Origin of the sequence: Novosphingobium sp., assembly GCF_031424035.1 — a bacterium.
Classification (GTDB): domain Bacteria; phylum Pseudomonadota; class Alphaproteobacteria; order Sphingomonadales; family Sphingomonadaceae; genus Novosphingobium.
Window position 1 is genome coordinate 24,113 of sequence record NZ_JANPGP010000014.1, and the last position, 15,803, is coordinate 39,915.

A 15,803-nucleotide genomic window follows, 5' to 3' on the forward strand; every position below is an offset into this window, starting at 1 on the left:
AAGCCGCACTCTCCCGGTCGCAAATCCCGGCCCCGCCCCGGAACGCCTTTGATTCTGGGGCGTTGCACAGTCACCCATTCGGAGACCAACCATGCACATGATCGAAACCGGCGACGCCCACCTCTATTCGAAGGCATGGGGCGAAGGTCCGCCGGTCGTGCTGATCCACGGCTGGCCGCTATCCGCCGATAGCTGGGATCCGATCAGCCACGCGCTGGCCGATGCCGGATTCAAGGCGATCTCCTATGATCGGCGCGGTTTCGGCCGGTCGAGCCAGCCCTCGGGCGGCTATGACTACGATACCTTTGCCGATGACCTTTCCGCCGTGATGAAGTATCACGACGCCGAGGACGACGTCTCGCTGGTCGGCTTCTCGATGGGCGGCGGCGAAATAGCCCGCTACATGTCGCGCCATCAGGGCAAGGGCGTGAGCCGCGTGGCTCTCGTATCGTCGGTGGTGCCCTACATGCTCCAGGACGAAAGCAACCCGGACGGCGTGCCGCAGGAAACCTTCGACGAAATGACGCAGGGCATGCTGGAGGACCGGGCGAAGTTCTTCACATCCTTCTTCAAGGACTTCTACGGCGTCGGAATGATCAGCAAGCCGGTGAGCCAGGAAATGCTCGACCTGTCATGGCAGACCGCCATGCAGGCCGGCTTGCGCCCGACCCTCGCCGCCGCCAAGGCTTTTGCCACCACCGATTTCCGCCCCGACCTCGCCCACTTCAAGGTGCCGACGCTGATCATTCACGGCACTGATGACAAGACCGTGCCGATCGAAGCCACGGCGCGCGAAGTGGCGCGCAAGGTGCCGGGATCGCGGCTGATCGAATACGATGGCTCGGCACACGGCGTGTTCGCCACCGATACCGAGCGGCTGAAGAACGACCTGCTGGCCTTCATCGCCGGTGAAAACGCGCCGATACCGCAGGAAGCGCTCGACGAGATGACACGTCAGACCTTCGCCGCTGACCCGATCTAACGTGTTTCAGACAAGTTCGCGGCGGCGGGCCGCAACGGCTGCCAGGTCTGCCGCGAACTTGCTGCTTTCGGTCTCCAGCGCTTCACCATCGAGCCGCAGCAGATAGGACGGGTGGACCGTCAGCCACAATTCGCTGCCGTCAGCCAGGGCAATCGGTCTGCCGCGCACTTGCTGAATCGATGTCGTCTTGCCGAGGAGCGATCGGCCTGCGCTTGCCCCCAGTCCCAGCACCAGTTTGGGCCGAACGATGGCGCGTTCGGCATCGAGCCACCAGCGGCAGATATCGATCTCCTTGGCGGTGGGGTTCTGGTGCAGGCGGCGCTTGCCGCGCGGTTCGAACTTGAAATGCTTCACTGCATTGGTCAGCCGCGCCTGCGCCCGGTCGATGCCGGCCTGACCGAGATAGTCGGTCAGCAACTGGCCGGCGGGGCCGATGAACGGCCGGCCCTCCATCTCCTCGTTATCTCCCGGCTGTTCGCCGACAATCATCAGCGCGGCATCGGTTGGCCCCTCGCCCGGCACGGCGCGCGTGCCGTTGCAGCCGATCGGGCAGCGGCGGCAATCGCGCAGTCCGCGAGCGAGGGCATCGAGATCCTGCGGGAGCGGGACCCCGGCAAAGGTGTCGCCCCCGGCGGAAACCATGGCTGCCTCCCGCGCCTGCGCCCCTGCGATCAGTTCCGGGATCAGCGCGGCTTCGGGCAGGTTCTTCCAGTATCGGCGCGGCATTTCCTTGACCATCGCGCCGACTTTCAGGCGCGCCGGATTGAAAATCGAGGAATAGTACTGGCGCCACAGGTCTTCGGCGGGATCGCCGCCGGGGGCATCCTCGCGCCGGGCAGGCGGCCCTTCGTGCAGGACGGCGCCATCCCAGTGCAGGCTGCCGCGCGGCGTGAGGATCGACCAGCGCATCTGGGTGAAGCGATTGACGAAGAACGCGGCGTTGGTGCGCAGGATATGGTGCGACGGTTCGAACCAGGCTACGTATTGCTCCTGACCGTCCGCGTCAGCCACGCTGCGGAAACGCACGAAGGCGCGCATCTTGTGAATGTCGCGCCGCACCGCGCGGGACAGGTCGTTCAGCCGCCGCACGTCTGCATCGGCGGCATCCTCAAGCAGGCCGGGCTTGCCCTGTAGCCGCCACAGCAGACGATATAGCAACGCGAAACGGTGCGGATTGGAATGGATCGCCGCTGCTTTCGCCAACGTGAGGAATGCGCGCGATACGCGAGGTTGCGGGGCAGCAGGGGCCGGCGCGGGAAGCCGGCGAGACTGCCCCAGTGCTTCGGCAAACAGATCGCCGTTGCCCTCGCCGGGCACGGTCCAGACGACGCGGTCAGGCGGCACCTCGGCCATGATCAGCCGCCGCGCCTGTTCCCGCCAGCCATCGAAGTCATCGGGCGCGGCCAGGGGCACGGCGCAGGCATCGGCAATGCGGGCGTCGCGGAACGGGGTCATGCGGCGAACAGTTCAAGCTGCTCCGATCGCTGCGGAGCAATCAGGGCGCGAAGGTCAGCGCGGTCTGTCAGCAGGACCGGCCGCCAGTCTGCCGTGACGATGAAAGGGCGCAGTTTGGTGACCGAGACAGTGAGTTTGGCGACATCCTCAAGCCGCAGCGTGCGGTGCCGCCGGCTGGCGAGGATCGCACCAACCGCCTTTGTGCCCAGCCCCGGAACCCGTAGCAGCATTTCGCGCGGCGCTCGGTTGACGTCCACCGGGAAACTCTCGCGGAACTTGAGCGCCCAGGCCAGTTTGGGATCGATATCGAGCGGCAGCATGCCATCGGCCCCGGCGGCGGCCTGCACTTCCCTTGCGGCAAAACCGTAGAACCGCATCAGCCAGTCGGACTGGTACAGTCGATGCTCACGGATCAGCGGCGGGCGTTTGAGCGGCAGCACGCTGCTGGCATCGGGGATCGGGCTGAAGGCCGAATAGTACACGCGGCGCAGGCGGAACTTCCCGTAAAGCGCGCTCGCCTTGCCGACGATATCGGCATCGCTTGCGGCATCCGCGCCGACGATCATCTGGGTCGATTGGCCGGCTGGCGCGAATTTCGGGGCGGAGCGGAAGTGTTTGCGGGCGTCCTTGTTCTCGGCGATCGCCTCTTTCACGTCGGCCATCGCGCCTTCGATCACGGCTTCGCTCTTGTCAGGCGCGAGTTTGGTGAGGCCGGCTTTGGTCGGCAGCTCGACGTTGATCGAGACGCGGTCGGCCCAGAGGCCCGCTTGCCGGACCAGTTCGGGATCGGCCTCGGGAATGGTCTTGAGGTGGATGTAGCCGCGAAAGTCATGCTCCTCGCGCAGGATGCGGGCGACCTCGACCATCTGTTCCATTGTGTGGCTGGAGTTTCTGACGATGCCCGAGGAGAGGAACAGCCCTTCGATGTAATTGCGGCGATAGAAGCTTAGCGTGAGGTCGACGACTTCCTGAGGGGTGAACCGCGCGCGCCGCACGTTCGAACTCTTGCGGTTGATGCAGTAATGGCAATCGAACACGCAGTGGTTGGTCAGCAGGATTTTGAGCAGCGAGATGCAGCGGCCATCGGGTGCATAGGCGTGGCAGATGCCCATGCCCTCGGTCGAACCGATGCCTGTGCCGCCCTTGCTGTTGCGTTTCGACGTTCCGGACGAGGCGCAAGAGGCATCGTACTTCGCGGCATCGGCGAGGATGGCGAGGCGTTCGATCAGGCTGGGTTGCGACATATGTTCCTTATATGTTCTGGTTGCTGGAAAGGCCAGAGATTTTGCGTTGGGCCGAGAGGGCGCTGTGGCCGGTCAACCACACAGCCCTTGCAGAAACCATTCGGGCATCCCGCCCCGCCCGTCGCCCGCAAGCCCGGCGCGATAGATCCAGTAACGCCGGCCGGCCTCGTCCTCGATCCGGTAGTAATCGCGCAGCCGTGCCGAGGAGCGTTCGCGCCACCATTCGGGAGCGATCCGCTCCGGCCCTTCGGCGCGGGTGATGTCGTGGAGCTTTCCGCGCCAGCTGAACCGGCGCGGCAGGCCATCGGGTGTGGCATAGATCACGGCGATCCGCTCCGCCCGGTCGAGCAGCTTCAAGGGGCGTTCGTGAAACGCGAGTTCGCCCTGGCTGGCGGGCTGCGGCTCCAGCGGCGGGTGCCAGCGCTGGGCGCGTTCGGGCAAGTGGCTGGCGTGGGGCACCGGACGGCGCACCGCACCCTCGCCAAGCCGCACCACCAGCCGGTCCATGCAGGCGGCAAGGCTGGTGCCGTGCTCTTCGGAAGCGGCATCGAAATCGCGCTGCGACAGCGCGACAGGCTCGCACCACGGCGCGCGCAGGCGGACCATCTCGATCCCGAAGCCGGCATCGACATCGTCAAGCCGCGCGGCGAACAGGCGGACAATGTGCGCCGCATCCCGGCTGGCCGAGGCGAGTTCGAGCCGGCGCACCAGCACTTCGCCATCGACGCGCCACAGTCCTGCCTCAAGCCGCCGCGCGCCCTCACCCCGCGCTTCGAGCAGGCGGGCCATGTCATTGGCGAGGTCGGCCATCACCCGGTCGAGCAGCTCGCGGTGGCGGATCGGCTCCATCAGGCGGCGCTGCACCAACGGCACCTCATGCGCGATCACCGGCAGCAGCGGCTCGGGCACGCGGCCGAGCAACTGGTCTAGCCGGATCAGCGGATTGGCGGCGGGGTTGTGGCGGTTGCGGAACCGTCGCGCCAGTGCTGGCCGGGCCACCCCGCCAAGGTCGCCGATCCGCTTGAGGCCGAGCCGGCGCAGCAGCAGGTTCACCGCCGGATCGAGCCGCAGTGCCGCGACCGGCAGGTCGTCGAGGCTGTCGCCGCCATGCATGATCGCCGGTTGCGGGCCATAATGGGCGAGCGCCCATGCCGCCCCGGCGGTCGGCGCAATCGCGGCACGCACAGTCAGCCCGCGGGCAAAGAGCCGCCGTCCGGCATCGCCGAGCAGCGCCGCCTCGCCGCCGAACAGGTGCGAGACGCCGGTGACATCGATGATGATGCCATCGGGCGGATCGATCGCCGACCACGGCCCCCAGCGCTGCGCCCACAGCGCCAGCGCTTCGAGGAAGGCCAGGTCGCCCGCCGGATCGGCCGGACTGGTCGCCAGAGAGGGGCAAACCGCCCGCGCATCGGCGAGCAGCGCATCGCGGCGCACCCCGGCCTGCACGGCCGCGGGGTTGATCGCGGTGATCCTTGAACCGTGCGCCGTTTCGGCAATCAGTGCATGCGGCTGAGCATCGGCCCCTGTCCCGCGCGCGCAGCCTTCAGGCGCTGGAAGACTTTGGCGCCAGCGGTCGATCGACAGGTGCGCGCACCAGATCGCCATGATGCGGCGCGTTAATGTGGAGCACTCCTCCTTCATCGCGCAGGGTCCATTCTCCGGGAGGGTGACTTCGCGCGCGGAACAGTTCGGCCTGCCAGGTGGCCGCTCCCGGCGCGCGGGGGTTGCGGTGGGGCCAGGCGGAGGGGGCAGAGCGTGCCTGCCAGCGCATCCGCGCCGAACCCAGGTCGCGCGCCGCATCGAGCCGCACCAGCCACAGGGGAACACCGTGCCGCTCCACCGCCAGGCTGAGCCGCCGCGATGCGGTGAAATCCAGCGCGCGCGGGTTGCCGGCAATCTCCCCCACGACAAAGGCAAGGTCGCGGCAGCGCAGCCCCTCCTCAATGGCGAACAGGGCATCGTCGGGCTTGTCTGCGGCGACATGGATCAGCCGGTGGCGCAGTTCGCGCGGCAGGCCGGGGCGATAGGGACGGCCCGAGAGGCGGATCGCCGCCTTGTCCTGCACCCACAGCCATGCCCGCTCGTCCGGGACGTCGGCCAGGGGATCGCCCGCCGCGCCGCGCAAATGATCGCGCGCCAAGGCAAGCGCCAGCGCCGCACCTGTCCCCTCCCCGCCCGGAGCGAACAGCTCGGCATGCTGCGCCGCGCCGGCCAAACCGGGCTGCCATCGCGCGGTCTGCGGGGCGGATAGAGGCATGGTGCTGGTCATCATTATCGGAACACGAATCGTCTATATGTTCCTTTTATGTTCTCATTGCCTCAGCTTGGCAAGGGAACCGATGCGCGGCTCGGCGGTTCCATCCACACCCCCCACCTGCACGAAGCGAGACCGACATGACCGACCATGACAACAATCACGAGATCAAGGAGAAGTTCTGGAAGAACATGGTGCAGTCGCCGATGGTGATGCTCCAGCTTGATGCCGACCCGGACAGCGCCGCGCCGATGACCGCGCAGCTCGACAAGGAAGGCCACGGCAACATCTGGTTTTACACATCACGCTCGGGCCGCTTCGCCCAGGGCGGGCCGGCAACCGCTACCTACGCTTCCAAGAACCACGATCTGTTCGCCCGCTTCCACGGTGTGCTGGTCGAGGAAACCAGCCGCGAACGGCTTGAACAGCACTGGTCGAACTTCGTCGAGGCATGGTTCCCCGGCGGCAAGGACGATCCCGACCTGATTATGCTGCGCATGGACCTCGGCGATGCGTCGATCTGGGATTCGGACCTTGGTCCGGTGACCACGGTCAAGATGATGCTGGGCATGGACGTGCGCGAGGATGCCGAAGGCTATCACCGTGAAACCCGGCTCGACCGGGCCAACTGACCCTGTTCCCACAAACGAAAGGGGCCGCACCATGCCGGAGCGGCCCCTTTTTATTGCCGAATCAGAAGATCAGATCCCCGGAAGCGGCGGCACCGAGCTCGGCGGGATGTCATCATCATCCTCATGAACTTCGACCAGACCGCGGCCAACGTGGCTGTGGTGACGGCTGTAGAAGTAATAGATCAGCAGACCCAGAACTGCCCAGCCAACGAACAGGCGCAGCGTGTACCAATCGAGGCTGAAGAACAGGTAGAAGCAGCCAATGATCGCCAGCGGCGCCGTGATCATCACCGCCGGAGTGCGGAACGGACGCACCCGGTTCGGATCGGTCTTGCGCAGGACCATCACCGCAATCGCCACCATGGCGAAGGCGAACAGTGTGCCCGAGTTCGAAATATCGGCAAGCGCGCCCACCGGGAACAGTGCGGCGAAGATCGCCACGACAATGCCAGTGATGATCGTCACCACGTGCGGCGTCTTGTACTTCGGGTGAATGGTCGAGAGCTTTTCAGGCAGCAGGCCGTCGCGGCTCATGACGAAGAAGATGCGGGTCTGGCCGAACATCATCATCAGCACGACCGAAGGCAGGGCCAGACCGGCAGCAAGGCCGACGAGGTTGCCAATCTGCTTCCAGCCGATTTCGCGCAGCGTCCAGGCCAGCGCCTCCTTTGAGCAGACCACCGCTTCGTTGGCGATGCTGGCACAGGCAGCGGCCATGGCCGTCGCATTGCCGGGAGCGATACCCTTGCCCGCTGCATCGAGTACCGGCTGCGCACCAACGGTGCCGATTACGCCGGCAGCAACGAGCAGGTAGAACACCGTGCAGATGGCAAGGCTGCCGATCAAACCGATCGGCATGTTGCGCTGTGGGTTCTTGGTTTCTTCGGCCGCGGTAGAGACCGCATCGAAGCCGACGTAGGCAAAGAAGATCGAGGCTGCGGCAGCGGAAACACCGCCAAAGCCCAGCGGTGTGAAGGGCTGGAAATTCTCCGACTGCATCACCGGCACGGCGAGCACGACAAACGCCGTCAGCGCAGTGATCTTCACCACCACGAGCACGGCGTTGACGAAGGCGCTTTCCTTGGTGCCGATGACAAGCAACCACGTGACCAGCAGGGCAATGATGAAGGCCGGGAGGTTGATGTAACCGCCCACTTCCAGTGCCGAAGACAGTTCAGCCGAAGGCGCCGCACCGAAGGCAAGCTTGATATGAGCGATCAGCGCGTTGGCATTGACGATTTCCTGCGGCAAACCAATGCCAAGATATTCACGCAACAGTCCGACGAAATAGCCTGACCAGCCCACGGAAACCGCGCCGGCGGCCACCGCATATTCCAGCACCAGCGCCCAGCCGACCATCCAGGCCAGCAGTTCGCCCATGACGGCATAGCTGTAGGTATAGGCCGAGCCCGAAACCGGGACCATCGATGCCATTTCGGCATAGCACAACGCCGCCACGGCGCAGACCAGGCCGGCGATAATGAAGCTGAGCATCATGCCCGGTCCGGCCTTCTGCGCGGCTTCGGCAGTGAGAACAAAAATGCCGGTGCCGATGATGGCGCCGACGCCCAGCATGGTCAGCTGGAATGCTCCGAGCGAGCGATGTAGTGATTTCTTCTCTGCCGTCGCCAAAATGGCGTCCAGCGATTTTACTCGACCGAACATGCGGTTCCCCCGATCGGATTGATTTATGGCGCGGAAGCTAGCGGGACTGGTTTCATTGGCAAGCACTAAACACGCGCATTCCCCAGACGTTTGTCGCATGCTGGGGCGGAAAGGCTGTCCTACAGCCGCTTTTCTGTGGCTTATCGGCACAATGCAAACGCTGCCCCATCAAGAACCTGCGCGCGCTTCGCGAAGTGTCACCCGTGACCCGTCTGCCCAAAACTGGCGGGAATTGGCCGAATACTCCCCCGGACAACAGGGTGACACGGTGTCACCTCTGTCACCCATGCACCACGGATTTCTGCCACTCTCGCGTCTGGCGCTTTGCTGAAATCGCGCTTAAAGGAACCGCCATGTCGTCAACTTTCCAGCTTGATACCGCCACCAGCCGGGCCAATCCCACGCCCACGCCGATGAAGCGGTTGACCGTGCCCGCGATCCGCAAGCGCAAGGAGGGTGGTGTTACCGCCGAACCGATCGTCATGCTCACCGCCTACACGGCCCGGCAGGCGCAATTGCTTGACGCCCATTGTGACGTGCTGCTGGTCGGGGATTCGCTGGGCCAGGTAATCTATGGCCTGCCTTCCAGCGTGCCGGTGACGCTCGACATGATGGTGGCACACGGCGCGGCAGTGGTGCGCGGATCGTATCATTCGGTGGTCATCGTCGACATGCCGTTCGGCAGCTATGAGGCCTCCCCCCAGCAGGCCTTCGAAAACGCCTCGCGCCTGCTCAAGGAGACTGGCTGCGCAGGCGTGAAGCTTGAAGGCGGCGAGGCGATGGCACCAACGGTCGAGTTCCTCGTCAAGCGCGGCATCCCGGTGATCGGCCATGTCGGGCTGACTCCGCAAGCGGTCAACGTGCTCGGCGGTTACAACGCGCGCGGCCGCAGCGATGCCGAAGCCGCCAAGATCGTCTCGGACGCGAAAGCGCTCGACGCCGCTGGAGCTTTCGCAATCGTGATCGAAGGCGTGGTCGAACCGATCGCCATTGACGTGACCAAGGCCGTGGCCTGCCCGACCATCGGCATCGGCGCTTCGGCGCAATGCGATGGGCAAGTGCTCGTCACCGAAGACATGCTTGGTATGTTCGAACGCGTCCCCCGGTTCGTCCGCCGGTATGAGGAAATTGCCGATACCATTTCGGCGGCGGCAGAGCGTTATGCAACCGATGTGCGTTCGCGCGCGTTTCCGGGCGTCGAACAGACGTATCAACCCAAGTAATCCACTCCCCCCACTTTCAACAATCCCCCCACTTTCAGCAATCCCCCCACTTTCAGCAATCGAGGCCTGCCTTGCTCCGTTTCTACAAGGGTTCCATCCTTTTTACCGTCATTTGCCTTGCGCTTGGCGCGCTGTACGGTTGGCAGCTTCACGGCACGATGAGCGGCATGCTTTCGGTCCTGTGGATCGTCGTCGTGCTGTCGATCCTCGAAATCTCGCTGTCGTTCGACAACGCTGTGGTCAACGCCACGGTGCTGCAGGAAATGGATGAAGTCTGGCAGCGCCGGTTCCTGACATGGGGCATGGTCATCGCCGTGTTCGGCATGCGCATCGTGTTTCCGCTGGCGATTGTTGCCATCGCGGCGGGGCTTGGCCCGGTTGAGGCGGTGAAGCTATCGCTCAACAACCCAAAGGAATACGAGGCGATTGTCTCCAGCGCGCACGTTGGCATTGCCGGTTTCGGCGGCGCTTTCCTCGCCATGGTCGGGCTCAGCTTCTTCTTCGATTCGGACAAGGAAGTGCACTGGATCAAGGGGCTGGAATCCTGGCTGAGCAAGTATTCGAGCATCAAGGCACTGGAAATCGCGCTGCTGCTGCTGGTGATTTACGGGATTTCGCTGTTGCTTGAACCGGCCGAGGCGCTGACGTTCCTCGTCGCCGGCATGCTAGGTCTGGTCAGCTTCATCGCGGTCGAGGCCATCGGCACGATCATGGAAATGCGCGAAGCAGCGCACCGTGCGGCGGGCGCGGTGGTGCGTTCGGGTCTGGGCGGATTTCTCTACCTCAACGTGCTCGACGCCTCGTTCAGCTTTGACGGCGTGATCGGTGCTTTTGCGCTTTCGAACAACATGATCATCATCGCGCTGGGCCTTTCGATCGGCGCGATGTTCGTACGATCGATGACCATCATGCTGGTCCAGAAGGGCACGCTGGCGGAATATCGCTTTCTTGAGCACGGCGCATTCTGGGCGATCATCGCGCTGGGCGGGATCATGCTCGCTTCAGCGAAGTTCCACATTCCAGAGGCGATCACCGGACTGATTGGCGCGGCGATGATCGGGCTTTCACTGTCGTGGTCCGTCCGCTGGAACCGCCGCCACGGCGCCGAAGCCGAAGCCTGATCAGGGACGCGCCGCCCGCGCCGTGAGTGCGGCGGCAAGCGCATCGTTCTGCTTGCCGGTCTTGAGCGCCATGGCAAGAGCCTGTGCCGCAACCGGACTGGCAGGCTGGAGATCGAGGGCGCGTCGGGCCGATTGGACAGCGGCCTTTGTGTCGCCAAGACGCAGCTGGGCGAATGACAAGTCGCTCAGCAGCCGCATGTCGCGGCCACCGCTGCCCGCCGCAAGGTTTTCGAGCAGCATCCGCGTCCGGCCCCAGTCGCCAGCCGAGGCGGCATAGTCGGCGGCAAGACGGGCAGCGACCGGGCTCTGCGGGTGCGCGGCGAGGAAGCTAGCCGCCACTTGCGCTCCGGTCGCCATTCGGCCTTGCCCGGCATTGGCGAGCACGAGCCGAACCGCGAGGTTGTCATCCCCGCGAACCCGGGCAGCCTCGGCAAAGGAGCTTGCGGCAAGGTCGAAACGTCCGGCGGCGAAATAGGCGTCGCCGGCCAGCAGGTGCGCTGATCCCATGCCGCGCCAGTCGTTGCGGAGACGCTCGCCGATAGCAACCGCCTCATTGGTCCGCCCGCTGACGAGAGCTGCCCGAACCTGTGCTGCCGCTGCATCCGCCGGGGGCGAACCGGTGGCCGCAAACCCAAAGGCTGGTCGCAATCCTGCTTGTTGAACGGCAGCGGCCCGGTCGAGCAAGGGGGCTGCAAGCACCCGGTCGCCGGTATCCTCATAAGCGCGGGCCACCAACGTCAACAGGTAGGGCGGAGCAGACGAACTTGATGCCCAGTCGGAATAACGCGCGATTACGCCCTTCTGATCGCCGGCCTCGTACAGTGCACGGGCGAGCAATAATTGCGCTGCCTCATTCTGCGGCTGCTGCCCGGTAATGCGCTGGAACGCGTCAACCGCAAGCTTTGGATTGCCATCCTGCAGGTGGATAATGCCGGAAAGCAGGCTGGCTGAGGGCATATTGTCGGCCACCGCTCCTGCCCGGTTAAGGCAAGCCCGCGCCAGCGAGAGGTTGCCCGCCCGCGCTGCCAGCACCCCTTGCAGATATTGCGCCCGCGCTTCCGCAACACCCAGCTCCAGCATGCGCCGGGTTACCACCAGCATCTCGCGGTAGCGGCCAAGCTCGCCCAACGTTGCAGCGTAGTCCGCCAGCAAGACACCATCGTTCGGCGATTTCATCAGTCCGCGCTCAAACCACACCAGCGCCGCTTCCGGACCGAACTGATCGCGGACGATCAGGCCCTGAAAGTCCAGCGCACGCAGATTGTCAGGCCCGACCTTCAATGCGGATTGCAAGGAATCAAGCGCGGCTAACTGGTTGCCGGTGCGGTACCGTAATTGTGCGAGATCCACCCAAGAATCGGCGTCCTTGGTATCGCCTTCGATCGCCTTCTCAAGCGCCGCCAATGCTGCAGCCGTGTTGCCTTGCTGGCTTTCGAGGCGCGAAAGCATGCGCAATCCACGCGTCTGGTCAGCTTCGGCGAACTGCGCAGGACCCAGCCATTCGCGCGCTTTGTCGAGTTTCCCCTCGGCGAGGAAGGCCTCGCCCATGCCGGCGGCAATCGTACGTTTGTCGGCGCCCTGCGCCTGCGCATCCCTCAGCGCGATTTCGGCCGCGACACCATCACCGCGAGCCAGCGCGGCGCGGGCCTTGGCAAACGCAGCATCGCGGCTGCTGATATCTCCAAGGCCTGGTGAAGCTGAGGCGGCCAGCGCCAATGCGATAGCTGCAACTTTCCACCAGCCCGGGCGCCCGGTCTCAGCCATGGAGGTCGTATTGTTTGAGCAAATCGTAAAGCGTCGGCCGGCTGATGCCGAGCAGCTTGGCCGTGCTGGAGATGTTACCTTCGCTGCGCGCCAAGGCATGCCGGATCATCTTGCGATCGGTATTCTCCCGCGCAGACTTGAGGTTTAGCGGATTGCTCACCTCGCTCGTGCCGCCTGGCAGATCGAGGTCAGCCGCTGCCACCAGCTTGCCATCAGCCATGATCACCGCGCGCTTCACGCGGTTCTCAAGTTCGCGCACGTTGCCCGGCCATTGCCAGCCATCGATTGCAGCGAGGGCATCGGGAGCCAACCCCTTGACCATCGGGTTCATCTCGCGGGCAAAGCGCGACAGGAAGGCCTTGGCAAGCAGTGTTGCGTCGCCAGGGCGTTCGGCCAGACTGGGGATCCTCACAACAATCTCGGCCAGCCGGTAATAGAGGTCTTCGCGGAAGCGTCCTTCGGCGATCATCGCCTCAAGGTTTTGGTGCGTAGCGCAAACAATGCGGGTGTTCACCGGGATCGCCGTGCGCCCGCCAATCCGTTCGATCACCCGTTCCTGCAGAAAGCGCAGCAGCTTGACCTGCAGCGGGAGTGGAATGTCTCCCACTTCGTCAAGGAACAGCGTGCCGCCGTCGGCCATTTCGATTTTGCCCTCGGTGGTCTTGACCGCCCCGGTGAAAGCGCCCTTTTCATGGCCGAAGAGCTCGCTTTCGAGCAGGTTTTCAGGGATCGCCGCACAATTGATCGCAATGAACGCGCCTTTTGCCCGGTCGCTGGCATCATGCAGGCCGCGTGCGAGCAACTCCTTGCCTGTTCCGCTGGCCCCAAGCAGCATGACCGAGACATTGGTGTTGGCCACTCGCTCGATGGTCCGGGCAACGCGCACCATTTCGGGCGCGGCTGTGATCATCCGGCCGAGCACGCGGTTCTCATCCCCGGCACTCGATGCGAGACGCCGGTTTTCTTCCTCGATCTCATACAGATGGAAAGCCCGGCGGACGATCAGGCCAATGGCATCGATGTCGAGCGGCTTTTGGTAGAAATCGTAGGCACCGTGCGCGATTGCCTGCAGCGCGGATTCCCGCGCACCGTGTCCGCTGGCGACGATGACCTTGGTGTCAGGCTTGATAGCCATGATCTCGTCAAGCACGGCAAAGCCTTCGCTCGTCCCGTCGGGATCAGGCGGCAGTCCGAGGTCGAGGGTGACCACTGGCGGTTCTTCGGCACGCACGGCGGCAATTGCCGAAGCGCGATCTCCGACGATCACGACGTCGAAATCCGGATAGGCCCATTTAAGCTGGGCCTGAAGACCGGCATCGTCTTCAACAATCAGCAACTTGGGCTTTTGCTCGGGCATTCAGGCAACTTTCCAGTTTTGATTTTCGCGCCCCGACAGCAGTTCCGCCGTGGTGGCGAGCGGCAGGCGCATGATGAAGCGGGTTCCGAGACCCTCTCGGCTTTCGACATCAAGCCGGCCCTTGGCTGCGCGTACAAGTTCGCGCGCTTCGAAGGCGCCAATGCCAAACCCGCCGGGCTTGGATGAAACGAACGGCCTGAACAGGCGCGTGCGGACAAATTCGGGTGACATTCCCACGCCCGAATCGACGATCTGTATTGTCACCGTCAGGCCGTCGGTCGACTGGTCGATGAACACCGGCGTGCCGCGATCGCTGGCATCTATGGCATTCTGGACAAGGTGGATCAGAGCCTGCTCGATTCCTTCGCGGTTCAGGCAAAGCTCACCGCCCTGCCGCTGGACGACGTTGACCTGATGGCTGCTGGCGAATTGCTGCGCGACACGTTCGACGAGCTCTGCGGCGTCGCACTTCTCGGCCCGGTCGCTTCCGCCCGCCCCGTAACGCGAAAGGCGGGCAATCAGGGCGTTAAGCTTGTCGGCAGAGCTGCGCAGCGTCACCAGCATGTCAGCGCGGAATTCGGGGTTGTCCGCATGAAGTTCGGCATTGCGAGCAAGCAGACCGAACTGGCTCGCCAAGTTCTTGATGTCGTGCATCACGAAAGCGATGCGGCGATTGAATTCATCGAAGCGGGCGGCTTCAGCCAAAGCATCCTGCCCGGTGTGTTCGGCCAAGGTTGTTGCGAGTTGCTGGCCGATGACCCGAAGGACATCAAAATCTTCCCAATCGAGCGCCCGGTCATTCGCCGGCCGTGCCAAGACGACGAGTCCGACCAGCCTTTCGTAATGCAGCAGAGGGACAATAACCCACGCTTGCGGATCGTCGCGCAGCCACGCGGGAATGACATCGCGTTCGCCGCGGTGATCCTTGCCGGCGCGCACCTGATCGAGTTCGACAATGAAGCCAGTCTGTTCGAGCAGCCGCGCTGCCTCTGCATCAAGGGCGATAGCCGGGACTTCGGCAAGGCGCCATTGCCAAGAGCTAGACAGAACGAAGTCGCCGCTGTCGCCGGGAACCAGCAACAGGCCGGCGGGGCTTTCGGTAATCTGGGCGACAGCCTGCACCGCGCGCTGTTCCAGCGGCAGCGCATTTTCACCACTCCGGCCGATCGTGCCGGCAAAGCGCAGCCATTCCGTCCGGTAGTCATAGCGGTGGCGGAAGAGGTGCTTAGTCAGCACGACCTTGACCCACGACCGCAGGCGCTTTGACGGCACCAGCATGACAGCGAGGGTGGATGCCGCAATGAACAGCCCGAACTGGAACAGGTTGGCATATTTCGGACCGACCAGATGGACGAGTTGCGAAGCCAGCAGCATCACACCGAAATATCCACCGATCCCAAGCAGCGCGACCGACTGGAAGGTGACCATGCGCGATGGGCTGAAGTGCAGTTCCTCTTGCCGCTTTGCCAGCGCCGGCAGCAAGAATAGCGCCCCACAGGCGAGCGACAGACCGCGCAAGGCGGCCAATCCCTCAGGCCAGTAACCGGCAATCCATGCAACGGTGTAGATGTTGAGATCATAGATCCAAAGCACTGCAAGGCCCGCTGCCGGCCAGCGCAAAGCAAGCCGCGCCTGCTTGGATGCGCCGCTGTACAGGTTGTGAAGCAGGACGAGACCGCCGATGGTAAAGATCAGGCGGAAGCTTACCATCATCTCGAACGCCTGGTCCTGATCAAGGAAACCGCTCAGCGGGCGATGCAGCAAGATTAGCAGCGACCCGGCGATAATCTCGACTGCGCCCAAGGCAACAACAAGCGGTCGCACCGCCTTGATGGAGTTGTTGCGGCCATCAGTTTCGAAAAGCATCCAGACGACTGCTAGCCAGGCAATGTTTCGCACCGATTCAGCGAAATACGTGCCAGCGCTTTCGGTGCCGGTGGCTCCTGCCGTGATTGACCAAGACACGCTTACCGCCAGCGCCAGGACACAGGCCAGTCCGACCCGGCCCAGCTTTGCCCGGCGCGGCATCAGCCAGAACGCCATTCCTGCCGCCGTGCAGGCGCCAAAAATGTGCGTGATTGCCGCAAGGAGAGGCCAGCCCGA

Annotated in this window: 12 protein-coding genes; 4 read left to right on the forward strand and 8 right to left on the reverse strand. The window is 64.0% G+C overall.

The genetic code is table 11. The features are described 5' to 3' along the window. The first annotated feature begins 91 nt into the window (after positions 1-91). Positions 92-982, forward strand: coding sequence for an alpha/beta hydrolase (locus tag RMO89_RS01710; protein ID WP_310530841.1), 891 nt, complete (start codon positions 92-94; stop codon positions 980-982). Between the two features lie 6 nt (positions 983-988). On the opposite strand, the gene RMO89_RS01715 is transcribed toward RMO89_RS01710, so the two are convergent. The 4 genes from RMO89_RS01715 to RMO89_RS01730 all read right to left on the reverse strand — a co-directional run bounded on the left by RMO89_RS01715 (position 989) and on the right by RMO89_RS01730 (position 5,956). Then, entirely contained in the window at positions 989-2,437 is a 1,449-nt protein-coding gene (locus RMO89_RS01715; RefSeq protein WP_310530842.1) for a UdgX family uracil-DNA binding protein, read from the reverse strand. Further along, on the reverse strand, positions 2,434-3,681 hold the full coding sequence (locus RMO89_RS01720) for a putative DNA modification/repair radical SAM protein (protein WP_310530843.1): 1,248 nt from the start codon (positions 3,679-3,681) through the stop codon (positions 2,434-2,436). Before RMO89_RS01720 ends, RMO89_RS01715 begins: the two co-directional genes overlap by 4 nt. 72 nt (positions 3,682-3,753) lie before the next feature. Continuing rightward, positions 3,754-5,289: a DUF6504 family protein gene (locus RMO89_RS01725; protein ID WP_310530844.1), complete on the reverse strand. Its 1,536-nt coding sequence runs from the start codon at positions 5,287-5,289 to the stop codon at positions 3,754-3,756. Further along, positions 5,228-5,956, reverse strand: a complete 729-nt coding sequence (locus RMO89_RS01730) for a hypothetical protein (RefSeq protein WP_310530845.1) — start codon at positions 5,954-5,956, stop codon at positions 5,228-5,230. Before RMO89_RS01730 ends, RMO89_RS01725 begins: the two co-directional genes overlap by 62 nt. Before the next feature lie 122 nt (positions 5,957-6,078). Here RMO89_RS01730 and RMO89_RS01735 point away from each other — a divergent pair, with 122 nt between their 5' ends. Beyond that, positions 6,079-6,570: a pyridoxamine 5'-phosphate oxidase family protein gene (locus tag RMO89_RS01735; RefSeq protein ID WP_310530846.1), complete on the forward strand. Its 492-nt coding sequence runs from the start codon at positions 6,079-6,081 to the stop codon at positions 6,568-6,570. A gap of 69 nt (positions 6,571-6,639) precedes the next feature. Here the strand turns inward: RMO89_RS01735 and RMO89_RS01740 are convergent, their stop codons facing one another. Then, positions 6,640-8,235 carry an amino acid permease gene (locus tag RMO89_RS01740; RefSeq protein ID WP_310530847.1) on the reverse strand — a complete coding sequence of 532 codons (1,596 nt, stop codon included), beginning with the start codon at positions 8,233-8,235 and terminating at the stop codon, positions 6,640-6,642. A gap of 353 nt (positions 8,236-8,588) precedes the next feature. Here RMO89_RS01740 and panB point away from each other — a divergent pair, with 353 nt between their 5' ends. Together panB and RMO89_RS01750 are read left to right on the forward strand one after the other, a co-directional pair. Beyond that, positions 8,589-9,458, forward strand: coding sequence for a 3-methyl-2-oxobutanoate hydroxymethyltransferase (gene panB, locus RMO89_RS01745; protein WP_310530848.1), 870 nt, complete (start codon positions 8,589-8,591; stop codon positions 9,456-9,458). 71 nt (positions 9,459-9,529) lie between these two features. After that, on the forward strand, positions 9,530-10,579 hold the full coding sequence (locus RMO89_RS01750; RefSeq protein WP_310530849.1) for a DUF475 domain-containing protein: 1,050 nt from the start codon (positions 9,530-9,532) through the stop codon (positions 10,577-10,579). Here RMO89_RS01750 and RMO89_RS01755 read toward each other — a convergent pair whose 3' ends face one another. Genes RMO89_RS01755 through prsK form a run of 3 tightly spaced genes read right to left on the reverse strand, consistent with a single transcriptional unit; the run spans position 10,580 to position 15,743 of the window. Beyond that, positions 10,580-12,343, reverse strand: coding sequence for a tetratricopeptide repeat protein (locus RMO89_RS01755; protein ID WP_310530850.1), 1,764 nt, complete (start codon positions 12,341-12,343; stop codon positions 10,580-10,582). It lies immediately after the preceding gene. Next, complete coding sequence (gene prsR, locus RMO89_RS01760; protein ID WP_310530851.1) at positions 12,336-13,700, reverse strand: PEP-CTERM-box response regulator transcription factor; 1,365 nt, start codon at positions 13,698-13,700, stop codon at positions 12,336-12,338. The genes RMO89_RS01755 and prsR overlap by 8 nt, the downstream gene beginning before the upstream one ends. After that, positions 13,701-15,743, reverse strand: a complete 2,043-nt coding sequence (gene prsK, locus RMO89_RS01765) for an XrtA/PEP-CTERM system histidine kinase PrsK (RefSeq protein WP_310530852.1) — start codon at positions 15,741-15,743, stop codon at positions 13,701-13,703. Between the last annotated feature and the right edge of the window lie 60 nt (positions 15,744-15,803).